22 protein-coding genes are annotated in these 21,129 nt (G+C 44.9%); 11 read left to right on the forward strand and 11 right to left on the reverse strand.

Annotated features, from left to right (window positions below; all coding sequences use genetic code 11):
• The first annotated feature begins 172 nt into the window (after positions 1 to 172).
• On the forward strand, positions 173 to 1,456 hold the full coding sequence (gene pepB / locus MHM87_RS09200; protein WP_239258753.1) for an aminopeptidase PepB: 1,284 nt from the start codon (positions 173 to 175) through the stop codon (positions 1,454 to 1,456).
• 185 nt (positions 1,457 to 1,641) lie between these two features.
• Here the strand turns inward: pepB and MHM87_RS09205 are convergent, their stop codons facing one another.
• Positions 1,642 to 1,824 (reverse strand): hypothetical protein, encoded by a 183-nt coding sequence (locus tag MHM87_RS09205; protein WP_014950994.1) that lies wholly within the window; start codon positions 1,822 to 1,824, stop codon positions 1,642 to 1,644.
• A gap of 437 nt (positions 1,825 to 2,261) precedes the next feature.
• Here MHM87_RS09205 and MHM87_RS09210 point away from each other — a divergent pair, with 437 nt between their 5' ends.
• Positions 2,262 to 2,864, forward strand: coding sequence for a YhgN family NAAT transporter (locus tag MHM87_RS09210; RefSeq protein ID WP_014977587.1), 603 nt, complete (start codon positions 2,262 to 2,264; stop codon positions 2,862 to 2,864).
• Entirely contained in the window at positions 2,865 to 3,443 is a 579-nt protein-coding gene (locus MHM87_RS09215) for a YjaG family protein (RefSeq protein WP_239258755.1), read from the forward strand.
• A 133-nt stretch (positions 3,444 to 3,576) separates the two neighbouring features.
• Here MHM87_RS09215 and rsmD read toward each other — a convergent pair whose 3' ends face one another.
• On the reverse strand, positions 3,577 to 4,260 hold the full coding sequence (gene rsmD, locus MHM87_RS09220) for a 16S rRNA (guanine(966)-N(2))-methyltransferase RsmD (RefSeq protein ID WP_239258757.1): 684 nt from the start codon (positions 4,258 to 4,260) through the stop codon (positions 3,577 to 3,579).
• Between the two features lie 66 nt (positions 4,261 to 4,326).
• Here rsmD and ftsY point away from each other — a divergent pair, with 66 nt between their 5' ends.
• From ftsY to ftsX, 3 genes are read left to right on the forward strand one after another with little or no spacing between them, the layout of a single operon-like run.
• Complete coding sequence (gene ftsY, locus MHM87_RS09225; protein WP_239258759.1) at positions 4,327 to 6,060, forward strand: signal recognition particle-docking protein FtsY; 1,734 nt, start codon at positions 4,327 to 4,329, stop codon at positions 6,058 to 6,060.
• A 26-nt stretch (positions 6,061 to 6,086) separates the two neighbouring features.
• Positions 6,087 to 6,800: a cell division ATP-binding protein FtsE gene (gene ftsE / locus MHM87_RS09230; RefSeq protein ID WP_014950991.1), complete on the forward strand. Its 714-nt coding sequence runs from the start codon at positions 6,087 to 6,089 to the stop codon at positions 6,798 to 6,800.
• Entirely contained in the window at positions 6,797 to 7,777 is a 981-nt protein-coding gene (ftsX, locus tag MHM87_RS09235; RefSeq protein WP_061096014.1) for a permease-like cell division protein FtsX, read from the forward strand. Before ftsE ends, ftsX begins: the two co-directional genes overlap by 4 nt.
• Positions 7,778 to 7,874: 97 nt before the next feature.
• Here the strand turns inward: ftsX and MHM87_RS09240 are convergent, their stop codons facing one another.
• Both MHM87_RS09240 and MHM87_RS09245 read right to left on the reverse strand, forming a co-directional pair.
• The gene (locus MHM87_RS09240; RefSeq protein ID WP_014950989.1) at positions 7,875 to 9,110 is read right to left on the reverse strand and encodes an EAL domain-containing protein; all 1,236 of its coding nucleotides are present in this window, start codon (positions 9,108 to 9,110) and stop codon (positions 7,875 to 7,877) included.
• A 196-nt stretch (positions 9,111 to 9,306) separates the two neighbouring features.
• Complete coding sequence (locus MHM87_RS09245) at positions 9,307 to 10,533, reverse strand: EAL domain-containing protein (RefSeq protein WP_014950988.1); 1,227 nt, start codon at positions 10,531 to 10,533, stop codon at positions 9,307 to 9,309.
• A gap of 604 nt (positions 10,534 to 11,137) precedes the next feature.
• Between MHM87_RS09245 and rpoH the strand changes: the two genes are divergently transcribed.
• Positions 11,138 to 11,992, forward strand: coding sequence for an RNA polymerase sigma factor RpoH (gene rpoH / locus MHM87_RS09250; RefSeq protein WP_014950987.1), 855 nt, complete (start codon positions 11,138 to 11,140; stop codon positions 11,990 to 11,992).
• Between the two features lie 129 nt (positions 11,993 to 12,121).
• Here the strand turns inward: rpoH and MHM87_RS09255 are convergent, their stop codons facing one another.
• The 3 genes from MHM87_RS09255 to pip all read right to left on the reverse strand — a co-directional run bounded on the left by MHM87_RS09255 (position 12,122) and on the right by pip (position 14,563).
• A complete protein-coding gene (locus MHM87_RS09255; RefSeq protein ID WP_014950986.1) occupies positions 12,122 to 13,036 on the reverse strand; it encodes a bifunctional GNAT family N-acetyltransferase/hotdog fold thioesterase in 915 nt (304 codons plus the stop codon).
• 115 nt (positions 13,037 to 13,151) lie between these two features.
• Positions 13,152 to 13,589 (reverse strand): D-aminoacyl-tRNA deacylase, encoded by a 438-nt coding sequence (dtd, locus tag MHM87_RS09260; protein ID WP_239258761.1) that lies wholly within the window; start codon positions 13,587 to 13,589, stop codon positions 13,152 to 13,154.
• Entirely contained in the window at positions 13,586 to 14,563 is a 978-nt protein-coding gene (gene pip, locus MHM87_RS09265; RefSeq protein ID WP_239258763.1) for a prolyl aminopeptidase, read from the reverse strand. Before pip ends, dtd begins: the two co-directional genes overlap by 4 nt.
• A 188-nt stretch (positions 14,564 to 14,751) precedes the next feature.
• On the opposite strand from pip, the gene MHM87_RS09270 reads away from it, so the two are divergent.
• Both MHM87_RS09270 and MHM87_RS09275 read left to right on the forward strand, forming a co-directional pair.
• A complete protein-coding gene (locus tag MHM87_RS09270) occupies positions 14,752 to 14,994 on the forward strand; it encodes a hypothetical protein (RefSeq protein WP_014950983.1) in 243 nt (80 codons plus the stop codon).
• Entirely contained in the window at positions 14,991 to 15,629 is a 639-nt protein-coding gene (locus MHM87_RS09275; protein WP_014950982.1) for a DUF2959 domain-containing protein, read from the forward strand. The genes MHM87_RS09270 and MHM87_RS09275 overlap by 4 nt, the downstream gene beginning before the upstream one ends.
• 68 nt (positions 15,630 to 15,697) lie before the next feature.
• Here the strand turns inward: MHM87_RS09275 and MHM87_RS09280 are convergent, their stop codons facing one another.
• Positions 15,698 to 16,582, reverse strand: coding sequence for a virulence factor BrkB family protein (locus tag MHM87_RS09280; RefSeq protein WP_014980485.1), 885 nt, complete (start codon positions 16,580 to 16,582; stop codon positions 15,698 to 15,700).
• 225 nt (positions 16,583 to 16,807) lie between these two features.
• Positions 16,808 to 17,695: a methylenetetrahydrofolate reductase gene (gene metF, locus MHM87_RS09285; protein WP_171337429.1), complete on the reverse strand. Its 888-nt coding sequence runs from the start codon at positions 17,693 to 17,695 to the stop codon at positions 16,808 to 16,810.
• Between the two features lie 161 nt (positions 17,696 to 17,856).
• Between metF and metJ the strand changes: the two genes are divergently transcribed.
• The gene (metJ, locus tag MHM87_RS09290; RefSeq protein ID WP_014950979.1) at positions 17,857 to 18,189 is read left to right on the forward strand and encodes a met regulon transcriptional regulator MetJ; all 333 of its coding nucleotides are present in this window, start codon (positions 17,857 to 17,859) and stop codon (positions 18,187 to 18,189) included.
• A gap of 163 nt (positions 18,190 to 18,352) precedes the next feature.
• Here metJ and MHM87_RS09295 read toward each other — a convergent pair whose 3' ends face one another.
• A complete protein-coding gene (locus MHM87_RS09295; RefSeq protein ID WP_014950978.1) occupies positions 18,353 to 19,588 on the reverse strand; it encodes a malic enzyme-like NAD(P)-binding protein in 1,236 nt (411 codons plus the stop codon).
• 692 nt (positions 19,589 to 20,280) lie between these two features.
• On the opposite strand from MHM87_RS09295, the gene MHM87_RS09300 reads away from it, so the two are divergent.
• Positions 20,281 to 20,598: a hypothetical protein gene (locus MHM87_RS09300; protein WP_239258765.1), complete on the forward strand. Its 318-nt coding sequence runs from the start codon at positions 20,281 to 20,283 to the stop codon at positions 20,596 to 20,598.
• Between the two features lie 205 nt (positions 20,599 to 20,803).
• On the opposite strand, the gene rpmE is transcribed toward MHM87_RS09300, so the two are convergent.
• Complete coding sequence (rpmE, locus tag MHM87_RS09305; RefSeq protein ID WP_014950975.1) at positions 20,804 to 21,016, reverse strand: 50S ribosomal protein L31; 213 nt, start codon at positions 21,014 to 21,016, stop codon at positions 20,804 to 20,806.
• Between the last annotated feature and the right edge of the window lie 113 nt (positions 21,017 to 21,129).

The following is a 21,129-nucleotide window of genomic DNA, read 5'->3' on the forward strand; positions in this document are numbered from 1 at the left end:
CACGTTAGTGTGTTTCGCTAATTGATATGTGTGCTTTTGAACGAGCACGTATAGCGTATGCGCTTAGCGAACAACAAGCGCAGTAAACAAGGCGCCAAAGAGTAACAAACATTTGTGCAAGCGCAAAAAGCGCTTTGCAATAATATAACGATGTAATAAGGAATAAAACGCGATGGCAGAATTTACCGTTAGCCTTTCTAGAAACAGTGCTGAAGCAGTGTGGGGCGAGAGTGCTAAGCTTTCTTTCACTGAATCAGGTGCAGTTATTCACCTGCCTGACGACAAGATTAATGAGCGTTTAATTCAGCAAGCGGCGAGAAAGCTAGATGGCTTAAGCCTGCCAGCAGTTACGCTAAGCGGTGATTGGCACAAAGAGCAGCAGTGGGCTTTTGCACTTAGCTTCACGCGTGCGCGCAAACCAGCGTCAATAAAATGGGCCGAAACGGCTGACAAAGAAGCGCTAGAGCAAGAATATGCGGCGTTACTATTTACCCGTCAGCTGGTAAACGAAACACCTGAAGATCTAAGCCCTGAAACCTTAGCAACCCGAGCAGCACAGTGGCTTAAGTCACTGGGTGGTGACAAGGTCACTTACTCAATGACGGTAGGTGAAGATCTGAAAGAGCAGGGCTGGATTGGCATTTATAATGTGGGCCGCGGCAGTGAACGTCCGCCTGCAATGCTGGTACTTGATTACAACCCAACAGGTAATACGGATGCGCCAGTTGATGCCGTGCTAGTTGGAAAAGGCATCACCTTCGACAGCGGTGGCTACAGCATTAAATCAAGCGAAGGCATGTTAGATATGAAATGTGACATGGGCGGCGCAGCGACGGTAACAGGGGCATTAGGGCTATCTATTTCTCAAGGCAGTGAAAAGCGTATTCAGCTTATTTTGTGCTGTGCCGAAAACCTTATTAGCGGTCACGCTTATAAGTTAGGTGATGTGCTTACCTATAAAAATGGGGTAACCGTTGAAGTGGTTAATACCGATGCTGAAGGACGTTTAGTGTTGGCTGATGGCCTTATGGCGGCAACGGAAACGGGCGCACCGCTGATTATTGATGCAGCAACACTAACCGGTGCTGCAGTGGTTGCACTGGGTTCTGACTACCATGGCGTATTCTCGTTAGATGATAATGCCCGCGAGCAAATGCTTAAAGCAGCGAAGGCAGAAAACGAACGTTTTTGGCCGCTACCACTTGAAGATTTCCACGCAGAGCGCTGTCCATCGGCGTTCGCAGATACAGCAAACAGTCGCCCGATGAAAGGTGGCGGTGGTGGCGGTGCATCAAACGCTGCGGGCTTCTTATCACGCTTTGTTAAGCCAGAAGGCTGGGTACATTTGGATTTAGCCGCTGCTTACCATGGCGGGGCAACATCTGAAATGCCGGTAGGGGCAACAGCGAAAGGTATTCGCTCAATTGCGAGAATGCTGAAAGACTTCAGTGCATAAATAAAATAGCGTTCGACGCCTCCAATGGCTGTCGAACGCTACTCTACTCTATTTTTAAACGTCGCACGTTGTGCCACGTGGATGAGTAGAGGCAAAGCGAATAGCGTTACTTGAACTAACGTCGCTTCGCGCAAAAAAATAAAAAGGTCGTGACTTTGCAAAAAATTACGCCCTTTTTCTGTAAATTAGATCCCGCCTAAACGCTCGGCTAGCGTTTTATAGCGTTCAACGTCGCCGCTGTCGAAAAGTGGGTTACCGTCGGTGTCTTTATCTTTCGAAACCAAAAGGCTTTCACGCTCAAGGCGCTCTACGCGCACTTCTTGTACGCCAAGAAAAGCAGCCACTTCTTTAACAGTCATCAAACTCATTGCAATATTTCCTATTTTTGGTTGTTCTTATTGAGGATTAACAGGTTCCAACGCCGAACAAAGCGCAGAACATAACGTTAAACAAAATGATGTTACCCACTATTACATCAAAAGCTCTGGAGATAAGACATTATCCAAAAGGTGTAGAAAAAGCCAATTGGGCTGTTTGAATTCTGACCGTGAATAAGGCGAAAACACCGCTTAGAAATGACAAACACTTCTCCCTACGCTTTAGTAAAGCGCACTTTCGTTATTTTTCGAGTATTTTTTGCAGGCTCTAGATAAATGAAAAACAATCATGCCTTAAAAGGTGTTTTTAACTAAGTCAGCTTGGTTTACCATTGCGCGCCTAAAACGACCATCTGTAAGAACTTTGAGTTATACTCAATGGTTTACGCGCAAACGGGCTTAGCCTCACAACCGGAGACAGTAAATAAATGGATACTTGGTCTGCTGCCATCATGCTCTTTTTGATCATGGATCCCTTAGGTAACCTCCCTGTGTTCATGTCGGTACTCAAATCGATAGAACCAAAGCGTCGTCAAGTCATCCTAATTCGAGAATTATTATTTGCTCTTGGCATCCTGTTTCTCTTTTTGTTCAGTGGCCAATCGGTTCTCAATTTTCTGAACGTGGAACAAGAGACAGTAAGTATCGCTGGGGGAATTATTCTGTTCCTTATTGCGCTTAAAATGATTTTTCCATCATCGGGCAACCCCAGTGGATTAGCTGTAGGTGAAGAACCTTTTCTAGTACCTCTAGCTATTCCTATGATAGCGGGCCCTTCAACGCTGGCTGCGCTTATTCTTCTTGCCAACCAAGCGCCAGACAGAATGGCTGACTGGTCGATTGCGCTTGCGGCTTCATGGTCGATAAGCGCAGTGATCTTACTATTTTCAAATGTGTTCCATAAAATTCTGGGGGAGCGCGGTCTAGTTGCGATGGAGCGATTAATGGGTATGATCCTAGTTATGATTGCTATCCAAATGTTGCTGGATGGCGTTACCCAATATTTCATGCATGCCACTGGAGCCCTTTAAATGGCAAAGCAAAAACTTAATACCTTTGGGCGCGTTCGCGCCTTGGAAGGCTGGAAAGCCGTTGCATTCGGTGCTGCATTACTTGAGCGTATGCTACCCAACTACACGCTTTTCTGTGAATTAACGGAAAGTGGTGATGCAAGCGCATTGCGCAACTGTTTGAATTTGGTGTGGGAAACGTTGAAATCACCCAAGAGCAAATTCAACGTTGCGGTACAGCTTGAGAAAGTTGAAGTGGCTACACCTGATACCAGTGAGCATGACAACTATGGCGTTTATCCAGCAATTGATGCAGCTATTGGTCTAGCTGGTTTGCTAAATTTGATGGCAGGCGACGATCCGCAAGGCGCAGTGGTCATCAGCAAGTTATCGCAAGGCAGCGTAGAAGCCTATTTGCTAGAAAGCGAAGAAGCCGATGACGAGACTGTAAAAGGGCATCCGCTGATGGAGTTTGAAGTTGAGGTACAAAACGAATTGCTTGATTATGTAGAGCAAGCCAAATACCCAGCGAAAGCGGCAGACGAAATGAAAGCACTTGCCTTGGAAGCTGGAATCTCCAATATTGGTCTTGAACTTTAATGGCAACGCAATTTGATCTTGCTTAGGTAAAACGAGCAACAGATCCTTAGCTCTTATGCTCAATAAAAGCCGTGTACTTAGTTAAAGGTCACGGCTTATCTCTCCTCAATTGAGGCCCTTCAATCGTTATCAATCAACATATCTCAATTAGCATATAGCGCAGCGCGCTAGTTTGTTTGTCTTTAATAATTTGCCAATGGGCGGGGAAAGCGGGCGTTGTTAGCGCACTTTCGTGCTCTAAATACACCACGCTACCACTATGAACAAGTTTGTTATCTTCTAGCGCAGCCAGCGTAGGTGCAACCAATGATTTCGCAAAAGGCGGATCGACAAAAACAATATCGTAAGGCGCTTGGCTGATGCCTTTTAAAATACCTAGTGCGTCCCCTTGATGAACGGTTGCTGACGCCAGTTCATTTGCTTTTAATAAGGTAAGATTACTTTTAAGCTGGCTTGCTGCCTGTTTATCCAGCTCTATAAAATCACAATGTGCAGCATAGCGAGACAGAGCTTCTAAACCTAGTCCACCAGAACCCGCAAATACATCCAAGCAGCGTGCATCGTTTATGTACGGCATTAACCAGTTAAACAAGGTTTCTTTGTTTCTGTCTGTAGTTGGCCTTAACCCTTCTGCATTGAGTACGGGTAACTTTCTACCACGCCACTGGCCACCGATAATGCGTATTTGCCCAGGACTATTTGTGCTTTGGGTTTTCCCTGATTTTTTCCCTTTTTGGGATGAATAAGGTTTTTTTGCAGAAGATGGTGCCCGAGTAGGGCGAGAAACTCGCTTCATAGTGGCTGACAATGGTATCATGCGTTCATACATTAGGCGGCAAGTGTAGCCGAAATTGCTAAGAATTTATAAGGATTTGTCCTAACGATGTCGAAACTTTTTGGCTGGTTCAGTAAGAACAAAAAAGCAGAGAAACAAAAAGCCCAAGCGGAAGAAGAAGCTCGCTTAAAGGCAGAGGCTGAAGCAGAGGCGAAAGCCAAAGCGGAAGAAGAGGCCCGCGCAAAGGCGGAGGCTGAAGCAGAGGCGAAAGCCAAAGCGGAAGAAGAGGCCCGCGCAAAGGCGGAGGCTGAAGCGCAGGCGAAAGCCAAAGCGGAAGAAGAGGCCCGCGCAAAGGCAGAGGCTGAAGCGCAGGCGAAGGCTAAAGCGGAAGAAGAAGCGCGCGCTAAGGCAGAAGCTGAAGCACAGGCGAAGGCTAAAGCGGAAGAAGAGGCCCGCGCTGAGGCAGAGGCTGAAGCAAAGGCGAAGGCACAAGCGGAAGAAGAGGCCCGCGCTAAGGCAGAAGCTGAAGCACAGGCGAAGGCGCAAGCGGAAGAAGAGGCTCGCGCAAAGGCAGAAGCTGAAGCACAGGCGAAAGCCCAAGCGGAAGAAGAAGCCCGCGCAAAGGCAGAGGCTGAAGCACAGGCGAAGGCGCAAGCGGAAGAAGAGGCTCGCGCTAAGGCAGAAGCTGATGCACAGGCGAAAGCCCAAGCGGAAGAAGAAGCCCGCGCAAAGGCAGAGGCTGAAGCACAGGCGAAGGCGCAAGCGGAAGAAGAAGCTCGCGCAAAGGCAGAAGCTGAAGCACAGGCGAAGGCACAAGCGGAAGAAGAGGCTCGCGCTAAAGCAGAAGCTGAAGCACAGGCTAAAGCCAAAGCCGAAGAAAAGCCGAAAGAGAAAAAGTCGTTATTTGCACGTTTAAAAGAAAGCCTATCTCGTACAAAAGAGAATTTAGGTAGCGGCATAGTAAGCCTGTTTAAAGGCAAAACCATCGATGACGAGCTCTATGAAGACCTTGAAACGCAACTGTTAGTCGCTGACGTGGGTATGGACACTACGCAAAAAATCATCGATCACCTCACCGATAGTGCTTCTCGAAAAGATTTAAAAGATGCCGAAGCCTTGCTGGAGATCATGAAGCAGCAAATGTCTGGCATGTTGTCTCAAGTGAATCAGCCTCTGTCAGAAGTGATGCAGGCCCATGATTCCAGTGAAGGTCCGTTCGTTATCTTAATGGTTGGCGTAAATGGCGTAGGTAAAACCACGACTATTGGTAAGCTGGCTAAGCAGTTCCAGCAAGAAGGTAAGAAAGTGATGCTTGCTGCGGGTGATACCTTTAGAGCGGCGGCGGTTGAACAGCTTCAAGTATGGGGCGAGCGCAACGATATTCCGGTTATCGCACAGCACACTGGCGCTGACAGTGCATCGGTACTTTACGATGCACTAGAAGCAGCAAAATCGCGCGGCACAGATATCCTTATTGCCGACACGGCAGGGCGCCTGCAGAATAAGAACAACTTGATGGAAGAGCTTAAGAAAGTGGTTCGCGTAATGAAGAAAATCAATCCGAATGCGCCTCATGAAGTTATGCTTACATTGGATGCAGGTACTGGGCAAAACGCTATTAGCCAAGCCAAGTTGTTTAACGAAGCCGTGGGCTTAACAGGCATAACACTAACCAAGTTAGACGGTACAGCGAAAGGCGGCGTTATATTCTCTATTGCCGATAAGTTTAAAATTCCTATAAGGTATATAGGTGTTGGCGAAAGTATCGATGATTTACGCCAGTTTGACGGACAAGAATTTATTGATGCGTTGTTTAGCGAAATGGACACACCTGAAAGCTAAAACCAGCAAAGCGGTAGGGAAAAATAATGATAAAGTTTGAGCAGGTAAGCAAAACCTATCCGGGCGGACAACGTGCGCTAAGCAAGGTGAATTTTCATATTGCGCCGGGTGAAATGGCCTTTTTAACAGGGCATTCTGGCGCAGGAAAAAGCACGCTACTTAAACTTATCAGCCTAATGGAGCGTCCAACAGTAGGGCGCGTTCTTATTAATGGCCACGACCTTAACGCTATTACCCGTCGAGATATTGCATACATACGCCGCGATATCGGCATGATCTTCCAAAGTCACCAGCTGCTGATGGACAAGTCGGTTTTTGACAACGTGGCGTTACCGCTAGTCATTGAGGGTTACACCCACAAAGAAATTCGCAAGCGCGTAGAAGCTGCGCTTGAAATGGTAGGGCTAAGAGATAAAGCGCGTTGCCTGCCTATTACGTTGTCTGGTGGTGAGCAGCAGCGAGTGGGGATCGCGCGAGCAGTAGTAAATAAACCCCCGTTACTGCTGGCAGACGAACCGACCGGTAACCTCGACCCCAAGCTTTCCATGGAAATCATTCGCCTTTTTGAAGACTTCAATCAAGCGGGCGTGTCAGTACTTATTGCAACCCATGATTTAGGGCTGATTGCTCGCATGCGTTATCGCACGCTGACCCTCAAAAATGGTCAAATGATCACCGATGGCCTTACTGATGATCTTGATGGCACAAGTTCAGCCAGCAGTGAAGGAGCCTGGTCATGAGTATTTTGTTTAAAGGGCGTGCAAAAGGGGCGTCTTCTGCCAAAGTGGGCTTTGTCCAATCTATTGTGATGTTCTTTGTCAGCCATGTGCGCCAAGCGCTGGCGAGTCTTGGAGAGCTGTGGCGTCAGCCGCTGGCATCTTTAATGACTATTGGGGTACTAGGCCTGAGTATTACGCTACCTAGTACGCTTTATATCATGGTGAAAAATACTGAGAAAATTACAGCAGGCTGGGATCAGGCTTCAGAAATATCTCTGTTTTTAAAGCCAGATATCAACGCGGCAAGTTCGCAACAGCTGGTGGCACGATTAAACAGCTGGTCTGAAATAGACAGCGTTGTTTATATTCCAGCGGATGATGCGCTTAAAGAATTTCAGCATTTGTCAGGGTTGGGCGATGCCATCGCCTATCTAGAGAAAAACCCACTGCCTGATGTAGTGCTAGTAACGCCAAACGAAAAACACGCGTCGCCGACAGCAGCCAAAGCACTGCTAGATAAACTGCGACAGCAGCGTGAAGTTGATATAGGTAAACTGGATATCGAATGGTTAGAGCGTTTATATGCCGTTATCGATATTGCCAGAGACTTGGTTACGCTAATAGGATTACTACTTTTCATCGCCGTTGTACTAATTATTGGTAACACCATTCGTCTGAATATTTTGAACAAGTATGACGAAATCGTAGTGATGAAGCTGGTTGGCGCAACCGATGCGTTTATCCATCGCCCGTTTTTATATACAGGCTTCTGGTATGGCCTATTGGGCGGATTAATGGCGTGGTTTGCCGTTATTATCATACTATGGTGGATGGATAGCAGCATCACTACGTTTGCCGCTATGTATCAGAAAGATTTCAATATCACCGGATTAACCGGTTCGGCATTGCTGACAATGCTGGGACTATCAGTGCTGCTTGGTTTACTGGGCTCACTTATCTCTGTGCAGCGTCATGTAAGGGAAATAGAGCCCAAGTAGTCGTAGACGTGAGTATACTTACACGCCTACAGTGCGAAATATATAAGTCACTGTATGACGTTATTGGTGGTAAGTAGGCGTGTTCTTAGTTTTGTACTTAAGCTATCGCACGGGGGTAGTGTGAGGAGATAGCGCTGCGTACTCCATTGCCCCAAATGATGGCTTGGTTATACAGCATATGCAGCTGCTTCTGGTCAATATTAAGCACTTTAGCTTGTTTTATGACATTCATCCAAAGGGCGCTTTCAAAGGCGCGAACCAAAGTCATATAGCTGTTCATTTCTAAGTTCTTGCCAAGTAGTGCATCGTTAACCTCATCGGAAAGCGGCAGCTGCTTTACAATGTCTGTCATAGACTGATCAAGTAACCCTTCAAGAAGCGAAAATAAACCAACCAAAAAGGAGATGGGCGGATTATTTCTAAGACCTCTACGCTCAGCTAGTAAGTCGAAAAACTTAGCGCGAACTAAAGACATATGAATGATTTCAAGGGGCTTTTCATCGCCTAAGTTAGTTAAACTTAACAAAGCGATGAATTTCTTAATCTCTACTTCACCCATGTAATTAAGCGCGTGCTTTAGTGATGTAATTTTGTAACGCTTATTAATAGTGGGGTTATTGATAAACTTCAGCAATAAGAAGCTTAAGGTGGCGTCTCGCTCTATAATTTGGCTGATACGGTCTATGTCAAAGTCGCTGCTAGAGCTTTCGCCCATCAAATCAACAATGTTCATTTTAGACGCAGGAAGCTGTCGTAGAATACGTGCTTCCGGTTGCGAGAAAAAATAACCCTGGAAGAAGTCGAAACCCAAATCTACGCACGTTGAAAAATTATCTTGCGTATCAACCTGTTCCGCCACTAATTGCACGTTCGCATCGTGATAGCGCGGAATGTGCTTTTCAATGGTTTCAAAGCGGGTTTTTGTCACATCGACTTTCACAATATCGATAAGAGGAAATATGTCGTGTTTTGAACCCACCATCATGGGATCATCGATAGCTAGCTTAAAGCCAAGTTGCTTTATGTGCTGGCATGCTTCGAATAGTCCGCTGGTGTTGTCGGTTGGATCAGCCAGTTCAACCACTACCGACTCAGGGTTAAGCGATGTAGGAAAGCGCGAAATAATTGTATCTGACGAGAACGTGATAAAAGACGTTTTTTCGCCGCTGATATCATCAAGCCCAAGTGGATGGAAGTGCTCAGAAATATACTTAGCTTTCTCTTCGTTATGTTCCGGATAAGCACCAGACTTGCCATCTCTGAACAGAAGTTCATAGGCGAAAACACTTTTGCTTTTATCTAAAATAGGCTGGCGAGCTATAAACGCGAACATAATCTATTCCTGATACAACACGGTTAAGGTTATTTTTATTGTTATATTTAGAGGTTTAGCTAGCGCTACGTCACACGCTAAGGTTAGGTGTTCTTTAATGTGTCATCCAAAAGAACTGACCCTAGTCTATGATATGTAAGCGCAATCTAACAACTATTCAACGATTAATTTCACATCAACTGGCGTAATCGTAGGCTTAGTTGTCGTTCAAAGCGGCCTTATGAATGTGTTTAGCCCACTTTATCGCTTCATTGTAATAACTATGCAGAAGACTCTGTTTAACACCATACTTTGTTGCGAATTGCTGAATGCCCGTCCATTTAGCTCTTTCAAAAAATTGTGACAGCGTCAGACAGTTGCGAAGCACACCAGGGCTTCCGCACAGGGCATCTTTAACGTCGTCACTAATTGGAACCTTGCTGACCAAATCGTCAATTCGCTGTTCCATCATGGCATCAAGCAAAGAAAGCAGGCCAGTAAGAAAACCTTTTAACGGGTCATCGGCACCTTTAAGCTGGGTGTAGACCAGTTCACAGAACTTTGCGCGAACAAGCGCCATTTGCATTAGCTCAGTAGGCTGACCATCGCTTAGGTTTGCAAGAGCCAGCAATGATATGAACTTCTTCACTTCTACTTCGCCCATAAAGGTTAACGCGTGTTTAAGTGACGTTATTTTATGTCGCTTGTTGACCAGAGGATTGTTGATAAACCGCAGCAGCAAGTAGGTAAGCGAGGGATCTCGTTCAATGATTTTGTTTACTTCATCGAAATTAAGTTTTGCTTGGCTACTTAGCGTAAGTAACTCCATCATGGTTAGGCTGCTGGGCCCTAACTTTCTGTGCCTTACGATTTCGGGTTTAGCTAGAAAGTATCCTTGGAAATAGTCGAAACCCATATCTTTGAATTTATTGAATTCTTCATAGGTCTCAATTTTTTCCGCAACCAACTGTATTTTGTTCGATTTGAAGCGTTCGACAAGGGCGGGAATTTTTTCGTGGGGGATCTCTGTAATGTCAATTTTGACTATGCTGGTAAATGGAATGAATGCTTCCCACTTCCCTTTCATATCGTAGTCGTCAAGAGCAATAGGATAGCCAAGACCTCGAATATGTTTGCAAGCGGCTACCAGTGCATCATCAACGTCAACGGTTTCTACAATCTCAATGACCACTTTGCTTGCATCCAGAGAGGTCGGAAAACGAAACATTAGTGTGTCGCGGTGAAAGTTAATGAAGGCTTTCTTATCTCCGGTTATCTCCTCAATACCTAAGCTTAAATGGGTAGAGGTAAGAATTTTCGAGGTAGCCTCGTCAGGAGGTATATCGGGAAAGCAGTTATCTTCTCCAACACGAAAAAGTAGTTCGTAGGCGTAAACTTCTCTGTTTACATTAAATATGGGCTGTCTAGCGACGTAAGCAAACATCAAGATCCTCTTTGCTTCACTTGCCTTACTCCTTTCCTTAAGTATTTCCCTTCCAGTCTTTTATAATTGTTGTCTGGAAAATGCTGTACAGCGGTTGTAGTGCAAAATCGATTAATTCAATCTATTATTTTCAGTTTCCAGCCAGAAAAGCAAGGTATAAGATGACATATACAAGGTTTATATACTGTATTGACGCGTAGGCACCTTGCTGACTTATCTTAAAGATAGTGAAAATGTTATGTTTCGGATAACTAGCGTGTAATAAATAAGCGTTGGATTTCATACCAGTGAGATTAGCCTTCACTTTGGTATGTGTAATTAAAGTATAATGATGTAGTGGTTAAATGACCGACCCAAAGGCACGACGCCAGAAAGTGCAGCGTGTCATTCGATGTGAAGTCGATAGTCTAGGCTTAGTGTTTGCGGTGAATGCATTCGTAAATGGATCGCAAGCTTTAAAGTTGAACTTTTTTTCTTAATTTAGGTCTTGATATTGTAGAAATAGTCACTATACCTACATATCGGTTAGACTTCATATCTTAATTAGGTCTCGCGCAGCTTCGGTTACTTTGCTAATATGAAGCGGCAATAAATGAGGTGAACAATGAGCAACAATTTGCAATCTATGGCCCTGTCAGTGCCACACAGCGGTAGCATTGAAGGCTACATCCAAGCTGTAAGCAGCATTGATATGCTTAGCGCTGAGGAAGAGCGCGAGTTGGCAGTGCGCCTTCGCGAAGACGAAGACTTACAAGCCGCTCGTAAGCTAGTAATGTCACATCTTCGTTTTGTAGTGCACATTGCAAAATCTTACTCAGGTTATGGCTTACCACAAGCCGACTTAATTCAAGAAGGTAACATCGGTCTGATGAAAGCCGTTAAGCGTTTCGACCCAACAGTGGGCGTACGTTTGGTTTCTTTCGCGGTACATTGGATCAAAGCAGAAATTCATGAGTTTGTACTTAAAAACTGGCGAATAGTGAAAGTTGCGACAACCAAAGCGCAGCGCAAACTGTTCTTTAACCTTCGTAAGGCGAAGAAGCGTCTTGGTTGGTTTACTCATGACGAAGTGCAAACAGTAGCGAACGAATTGGGTGTGAGTACAAAAGAAGTGCTTCAAATGGAAGCGCGTATGAGCTCTCAAGACCAAGCGTTCGATTTAACTGCGGACGAAGATGAAACAGGTAACTTTGCGCCAGTTCAGTATTTAGAAGACAAATCTTCAGATGTTGAAACTGACGTAATCAACAACGACTGGGATACAGCGGCGAGCAAGCGCTTGTACTCAGCGATTAAAACGCTAGACGAGCGTAGCCAAGATATCATCGAAACTCGTTGGTTAGCAGACAACAAGATTACTCTGCAAGACTTAGCTGATAAATATCAGGTTTCTGCAGAGCGTGTTCGTCAAATTGAAAAGAACGCGATGAAAAAGCTTCAAGCAGCTATGGTCGCGTAGTACACGCAGTGCATAGCTTACAAATAGCTTAACGACGAAAAAAGCGCCTTAACGGCGCTTTTTTTATGAGTGGATTTTTGTTCTTAGTGACGGCTCGTACGAATTAGTGATGATCGCTAATCCGTAACGCTACTCTTCTTCATTTTTAGAGGGAGGAAGTACGTAGAATACCCCTTCAAATTCCGCCACAGGGGTGTCGCCATCTAAAATTGCCACACTCAGCTCAAACCTTGCCTTGTTGTCGTTCTCTAGCGGCTTGAATTTTCCAGACAAGGTTTCAATATTACAGATTGCCCTTGGTTTCATCGTGATGGGTTTGTGGTAATGAATATCACCATCGCCCAATACAATGTCACCGTCTAATCCACGCTCTTTAAGCTGCAGGTAAATCATGCCCCAGCCAGTTAGTGTAGCTAAGGAAAAAATACTGCCAGCAAACATAGTGCCGTGAATATTGATGTTTTTGTTTAATGATGCACGGGTTTCAAGCGTGCGGCCTGTGTACTGGTAAAGCTTAATTCCCATGTGCTCGGTAATGGGAATGGTCTCAGACCATGTCTCTTGCAGCGATTTACACCACTTAGGGTGAAGTACTAATGTGTTGTTTTCAGTGAACTTCTTGACCATTTGTTGACGTTTCAGCATGCCTAGTTCGTTAGGCGCTTCACGCTCAACTTCAAAGCCACATGCGCTAAAAAAGTCGATAGATATTTCGCGGCTGTTCGTTACAGCGCGCTCGGCGCCCAAGTCTTTCGCAACGTTTTCTAGTGCGGCCATGATCATTTGGCCTAAGCCTTTGCGTTGATGGCCTGGGTGAACCGCAATATGACGAATTTGTGCCTCTTCGGCTGTGTTCAAATGCACACGGCCGCAAGCTACAATTTCGCCATTTCGGTTAGTAATAATACGGTGCTCTGCGACTTGTTCATATTCGTCTTTTTCAGAGCCTGGAGGGAAATTCCATGGCTGGCGTAAGTGTTCCCACCGAAAATGAAAATAGGCTTCAAACTCGGCATCGCTTTTTGGTGTGACTACCTTGTACACAATAAACCGGCCTTCTTAAATGAATGAACGAGTATTTAAACGTAAGAATACATGCGGTACAAGCTTAATTATGTAAGCAAGTTTGGGATGCTGACGAAGCGTACGATTTTACCCGCTATACGCTAAATTGAAAGGTGACGGGGCCGTCATTAATTAGGCCTACTTGCATATCAGCACCGAACTCGCCGGTGGCCACCACCATACCTTTATCTTTTAGAGACTGAACGAACTTTTCATAAATGGCTTGGCCGTGTTCTGGCGATGCACCGCGTGAAAAACCAGGACGATTACCTTTCTGCGTATCGGCTACGAGTGTGAACTGAGAGACCACCAGTATTTCGCCTCCCACTTGCTCAACATTTAGGTTCATTTTTCCGTCTTCGTCACTGAACATGCGATATCGACAGAGCTTATTTGCTAGTTTCTCTATCTCCGCGTCACCGTCTTCTTTCTCAACACCCAAGAGCACCAGCATGCCTTTACCAATTTCGCCGATAACATTACCGGCAACGGAGACATTGGCTTCCGATACGCGTTGAATTAGTCCTATCACTTTGACGACTCCTGAATAAAGCGAGACATGTCGCGGGTAGCACGGCAGAGCGCGTAACCTATACTAGGCTCGGAAGTACTGTGCCCCGCGTCGGGGATAATTTGTAGCTGACTTTGAGGCCACGCTTTGTGAAGTGCCTCCGCCGCTTCTGTTTTGCAGATCATGTCGTAACGACCATGTACAATTGTTCCAGGAATATGACTTATTTTGCTAATGTTTTCAAGAATATAGTTTTCATCTAGGAAACATTGATTAGATAGGAAATGGCATTCCAATGTAGCTAGACAGGTGACCAGCTGCATAGGGTAATTAGTTGTCGAATCACCCACACCAGGTGGTAGAGTTATACGAGAAAGTCTCTCTTCCCATTGGTACCATCTTTTAAGCGCTGAATGTCTTAGTACATCATTGCTAGAACGCACCATTGCGCTATAGAAATCACACACTGAATCAGAGGTCACAGGCTTAGGCACATCTTTTGTAAATTTCCGGTAATACTCGGGAAATAACTGAGCTGCACAGCCATTTGGCGATAAAAACCAATCCCTGTCTTCCTGTCGAGCTAAAAATACGCCACGTAGAATGAGTCCTGTCACTCGCGGTGTGTACTTTAACGCGTAGAGCAGGGCGAGTGTCGAACCCCACGAACCGCCAAACAAGAGAAATTTTGGAATTGAAAGGTGTGTACGTAATGCTTCGATATCTTCAACATTCGACCACGTGTCGTTATTTAGCGTGTCAGCTATAGGCGTAGAGCGGCCGCAACCACGTTGCTCATAGCCGACAATGCGATACTTATTGCTGTCAAAAAAGCATTTGTAATTAGGGGGTAAGCCTGCACCTGGGCCTCCGTGAATAAAGAGCACGGGGATGCCGTTTGGATTACCACTTTGCTCGAAGTAAAGCGAATGCCCACTTCCCACTTCGATAAATCCATTTTCATAGTAGGTAACATCGGGGTAAAGTCGTTTCATTTTGTTTCTGCGCGTTGTGTGAGTGCCTGTTTTAGTTTAGTTTATTGTTATACAAACGGTTGCGTGCTGACTGCTTCAACGCTGTTTATGCTTATAAAATAAGCGATAAATCTTAAGTGTATACTATAGAACAAGTGTCATTACGTGCTAGCTAATCATATTATAGTCATAAATGCGAGGATGTTTATATGGCAGGTCAAGGATCGGGCGGTAATGTAATCGCCGCAATTTGTAACTTCTTTATTCCTGGTTTAGGTCATTTGGTTCAAGGCAGAATACTGGGCGCGCTGTTCTATTTCATTACCGTAGGTGTGTGCTATGCCCTGGCTGCGACCGTCGTTCTTGCTATCGTATTCTGGCCATTAGGTGCTATTTTGCATCTAATCAGTATTATAAGCGCAGCGCGCTTTAGAGGTGGAGTAACCGCATGAAGCTACTTGCATCAGCATTTGTTGCTATGCTTGCCCTTAGTGGGTGTCAGTCTGCATATTACGCAGCATGGGAAAAGGTGGGCGTTGAAAAGCGTGATATCTTAGTAGACCGCGTTGAAAACGCGAAAGAATCACAAGAAGACGCTCAAGAACAGTTTAATTCGGCGCTGGAGGCATTCAGCGCGGCAGTTGCGTTCGATGGCGGTGAGCTTGAAGATGTTTACAATCGATTAAACGGTCAGTACGAAGATAGTGTTGCCGCCTCGGAAGAAGTGAGTTCACGTATAGACAAGGTGGAAAGTGTAGCTGAGGCTTTATTCGATGAATGGTCTGAAGAGCTAGAGAAGTATGAGAACGCATCGCTGAAGCGAGATAGTGCGGCGAAGCTTCGCGAAACTAAGCGTCGTTACGCTTCACTAATGACGGCTATGCGCAAAGCGGAAAGTAAAATGCCGCCGGTATTAAGCGCGCTTCAAGATAATGTGCTGTACTTGAAGCACAACTTAAATGCCAGCGCGATAGGCGCGCTGCAGGGCGAGCTCTCTACTATCGAGAACAACGTCGCTCAGCTTATTAGACAAATGAATTCTGCTATTGCAGAGTCTGATGCGTTTATTTCTTCAATGAAAAACTAGCTTTTAAGCAGTAATAGATAGAGAGGGAGCGAGCAGCTCCCTTTTTTATTTTAAACCTGTAGGGCTGATTATTCTTGAGGTACCTTGCGGGGTTCGTTTTCTGCTTTTCGGTTTTCAAACGCTTCACCTAGGCTGCAGGTAAATTCAGCACCAAACAGCACAATTATCCACGACAAATACACCCATAAAAACAGAATGGGTACCACCGCAAGCGCGCCGTAAATAAGTTCGTACGAAGGAAAGTTCGTAACATATAGCGCAAAGCCTGACTTGGTAATTTCAAAAGCGATAGTAGCCACGATAGCGCCAACCAGTGCGTGACGAGCAAAGACTCTTCTATTAGGAACCACCATGTATAAAATGGTGAAAGCAAGCATGGCTGCGCCGCTTGGTACAAGGCTGAGTAAGAAAGTACCAAGACCTGGTGTGTATTCTTCGGTGAATGCCGCTAATCCAGTTAAATAAGAACTGACCACCACACTGGAGCCGATTAACATAGGACCAAGAGTGATCACCATCCAGTAAATAGCAAAGGTATACACAATCGGTCTGTCACTTTGCGTACGCCAAATTCTATTTAAGGTTTTATCTACGTTTGATATAAGCATTAACGCAACGACCAGCAGCGACAAAATACCAATAGCACTCATTTGTGAGGCATTGCCTACAAAATCGGTCATGTATTTATGTACCACATCACTGGCGGTAGGTACAAAGTTGCTAAAAACAAAATGTTCGAGTTTGCTTCTCACAGATGCGAAGGCAGGAAAAGCCGACATAATGGTAAAGGTCACCATGATAAATGGTACTAAAGATAACAACGTTACATAGGCTAAGTGCCCAGCAGAGATAGTAATATTGTCTTCTCTACAGCGCTTTATGAAGATGCTAAAGAGATCTCTAACCTGAGGAGTAACATTGTTATATAAGGCTTTAACCTTGTCTAAATCCACTCAATTTCTCCTGACGATACCGTGTAAATGGTAAACAGCGCGGTCTTATCTATGCGGACTGTTATAAAGCATCGATAGTTCATTACATGTTATATCAGATGGTAACTGCGGGCGGCCTTGGTGGCAAAGTTTAATGCAGGCTTTATACAACAAAGGCGCATTGACTGCGCCTTTTGTGGAGTGCTTCGTTAAAAAACGCAAGCACGATCCTGATTGTTGTATGTATTAAGTGCCTGAGCGCACACCTAGCATGTGACAGATGGCGTAGCTTAATTCACTGCGGTTCAACGTATAGAAATGGAAGTGTTTTACCCCTTCTTTAGCCAATACCTTTACCTGATCCATGGCGATGTTAGCACCTATTAGGTTACGTGTGGCTTGGTCGTCGGCATCAAGGCCGTCGAACATTTTGTGTAACCATCCCGGCACATGAACATTTGTGAACCCCGCAAATTTCACCAGTGTTTGGTAGTTGGTTACCGGCAAAATACCCGGAACGATATCTAAGTCGACACCCGCTGCGGCTGCACGGTCTCTAAATCGAAGGTACACACTCGTATCGAAAAAGAACTGGGTTATCGCTTCTGTGGCACCTGCTTCTGCTTTGCGCTTAAGGTTTAGTAAATCAAACTGCGCATTTGGTGCTTCAGGGTGCTTCTCTGGATAGGCAGCAACAGAAATATCAAAATCGGCAACGTCTTTTAGCAAGGCAACAAGATCAGAGGCATACATCTCTGTCTTTTCTACTCCTGGCGGTAAATCGCCACGAAGCGCAACAATACGGCGAATACCTGAGTCCCAGTAGTCTTTTGCAATTTGCTTAAGCTCATCACGGCTAGCATCAACACAGGTCAAGTGAGGAACCGCCGCGACACCGGTTTGCTGCTGAATGCGTTTTACAACGTCGTGGGTTCTGTCACGCTCACCGCTATTCGCGCCGTAGGTTACCGACATGTAGCTTGGCTTTAGTGGCGCTAGACGTTCAACTGACTTCCACAGGGTCTGTTCCATGGCTTCCGTTTTAGGCGGAAAGAATTCAAAAGATACATCAATATCACGCAGTTCCGACAGGGACTGGTTTAATGCATCGATACCTTGTGCGTAAGAAACCATGGCTTTTTCTCTCAAAAATGTATTCTTATAGACGTTTAGACGTCTAAATTAAAGAATATATGTCTAGACGTCAAGAGGTTTACACTGCTCAATTGACCTTTTCGTGAACTTGTTTAGAATTTCTCTTCATAACATAAAAAAGAGTAGACCGAGTTAGTACAATGGCAGAATGGAACGGTAAATATATTCACCCCTACGCAGAGCATGGCAAGAAGAGCGAACAGGTAAAGAAAGTCACTGTCTCTATACCTATTAATGTGCTTAAGGCGCTTACTGATGAGCGTACTCGCCGCCAAATCAATAATCTGCGTCACGCCACTAATTCAGAACTGTTGTGTGAAGCATTTTTACATGCGTTTACCGGTCAACCATTGCCTAACGATGATGACCTGCGCAAAGACAATCCTAATCGCGTACCGGCTGAAGCAAGACGCATTATGGAAGAAATGGGTATTGATCCAAGCTTCGAAAACGATGTGTCGGAAGACGACTGATATTTGGTATTAAAGAGAAACGGCGCTTTGTTGTAAGTTATTGCTAGTTGATAACCTACAACACGGCGCCGTTTTTTATGTACTTGTATTCTCTAAGCGCACTTTTTAGCAAATAAAGGTTGAGCACTAGCCCCTCCATTTTTTTGCCTAATGCGCCAGAATTTTATTCTTCTGGGCTTTCAGGCACGCGTGCAACGCCAGATTCAATCGCAGCCTTAGATACGGCGGTAGCAATACGCTCGCATAAACGCGGGTCCATAGGTTTAGGAATAATGTACTCCTTACCAAATGTCAGACTAGTACTCTTACTGGCAGCTAGTACTTCTTCTGGTACAGGCTCCTTCGTGATAGCACGAAGGGCTTCTACTGCCGCTACTTTCATTTCATCGTTAATGGCCGTTGCACGAACATCTAGTGCGCCACGGAAAATAAACGGGAAACACAGTACGTTGTTAACCTGGTTAGGGTAGTCCGAGCGTCCGGTAGCCATAATAAGATCTTTACGTACTTCGTGAGCAAGTTCAGGCTTTATCTCAGGGTCTGGGTTAGAACATGCAAATACAATTGGGTTTTCAGCCATCAAGGCCAGTGTTTCTGGTGGTAAAACATCCGGTCCTGACACACCAACAAAAATATCCGCACCTTCCATTACGTCTTCAAGCGTACGCTTGTCAGTATTGTTAGCAAATAGCTTTTTGTGCTCAGTTAAGTCTTCGCGACGAGTATGGATAACGCCTTTTCTGTCTAGCATATAAATACGCTCACGCTGGGCACCACACTTTATAAGCAGTTCCATACAAGCGACCGCTGCTGCACCGGCACCCATACACACGATTTTAGCGCTCTCTATGCTTTTACCTTGAATTTCCAGAGCATTAAGCATGCCCGCTGCAGTTACAATAGCGGTACCGTGCTGATCATCATGAAATACCGGAATTTTACAGCGCTTAATTAGCTCTTGTTCAATCTCAAAGCATTCAGGCGCTTTAATGTCTTCTAAGTTAATGCCGCCAAATGTGTCAGCGATATTCGCTACTGTATTAATGAACTCTTCGGTTGTACGATGCTTCACTTCAATGTCAATGGCATCCAGGCCAGCAAAGCGTTTAAACAGAAGGGCTTTACCTTCCATAACAGGTTTCGATGCCAGTGGGCCTAGGTTACCCAACCCTAAAATCGCGGTTCCGTTACTGATAACGGCAACCAAGTTTCCTTTACCTGTGTACTTATAGGCGTTATCTGCATCTTCGGCAATTTCTCTGACCGGCTCGGCAACGCCTGGGCTATAGGCAAGAGCAAGGTCATCGACGCTGTCGGCTGGTTTAGATAACTCTACGCGGATTTTTCCAGGCGTGGGTTTGGCGTGATAGTCGAGTGCGCGTTGTCTAAAATCTGACATGTAAAAAGGTATCCTTAGATGTAGGGTTCATCGGTGTTTTCGTTCACGCTCTGTAGCTATTTTATTGTCGTTATAGTTATAGTTATAGTTATAGGTAGATAAACGTAAGCGCGTTACAACCAAGTAATGACAAAAGTGATTATAAATAGTTGTTAGCACTAGGGCTTGCTGATCTTTGTTTTACAGCAATTATCAATACGCCCTAAGGTGGCATGTGGAAAAAGCAGACTAGGCGTTAACCGTTACTGATTTTGTTCACATACCTTAATGGATACAAGCCTCAAGTTTATGTACCCAAAAGCGCCACAAGTCTTGAAAGTAATGCATTATTCACAGAATTAATGCTCACTATCAAAGTGCCGATCGCAACTCTAACACAGCTAATCACTGTGTACATATCTGATCAGAATTCTCATATACCAATGTAGGTTAGGCATACTAATTAGACCAGTAAAATGGAGCTATAATTGCCATTCATGCTATTTATTTTGACTTGTCATAACATTCTGTAGGTCTATTGTGTGGAGGATAAAAACAAAGCTATCAAAGGGATCTACGTTCTCATAAATGCATTGGACAGAAACCCAAATCAGGAAAATAGAACGCAGGGAGACACCTCGTTAATTCTCCATCCAATATTTCTGATAAAATTCTGTGAAAGCCCACTCAAAATTCGCGCTGAAGGCGAGGATATGACAGAAAGAAAACTAATAACCGTGCTAACCGATGTGTGCGAAAGCGTAAAATCTAACAATAATGGATTTGTTTGGCTAACTCACGTAGGACATTGGAGAGCGCCGCAAGTGATTGCCGTGTTTAATACTGAGCAGGAGAAGCAGCGGGCGTTAACTAATGGTTGGGATATAGACTTCATAAACCAAGTGAATATTGCTTTGGCGTCAATTAAGTCAGTACCCGTTGGTATTTATTTTGATAGCGAAGAAGAGTGTAAGAAAGTGAGTGGCGGCAATTGGGATAGGCATTTATCTAATGTTAAAAACCTTCACTGAGTTCAGGTTACGCTGGATGTTGTAAATTAAGCTAAAAACGTTTTCAGAAACGCGAGTTGCAGGGCTTGTTACACTGGCTAGGTACTGGCCTGACGTAGGATAACGGCGGTAACGCGCAGTTTGGCACACCTTGTTTGAGTGAAGCGTGAATTTTAAGCAATAAAAAAGCGCCATAAAGGCGCTTTTTTCGAACTCGATATCAGGCTTACTTTTTGCCCAATGCACCGAAACGCTTCTTGAAGCGATCAACACGACCACCAGTGTCAACGTTACGTTGCTTACCAGTGTAGAATGGGTGACATGAAGAACATACGTCTAGGTTGATGTCTTTACCAAGCGTAGAGCGAATGTTCATTACGTTACCACATGAGCAAGTTGCTGTGATTTCTTCGTATTTTGGGTGGATATCTTGTTTCATTGGGTTACCTCACATAATAAGGCCGTATCGCTATACAACCCGAAGTCGCACACCATACGTTATTTAATTCAAATGATAAGTCGTTCAAAGAACAGCCTATCGCAAAAGAGCGG

The sequence above is a fragment of the Alteromonas sp. Cnat3-28 genome, from assembly GCF_022348265.1.
Taxonomy (GTDB): Bacteria; Pseudomonadota; Gammaproteobacteria; order Enterobacterales; family Alteromonadaceae; genus Alteromonas; species Alteromonas macleodii.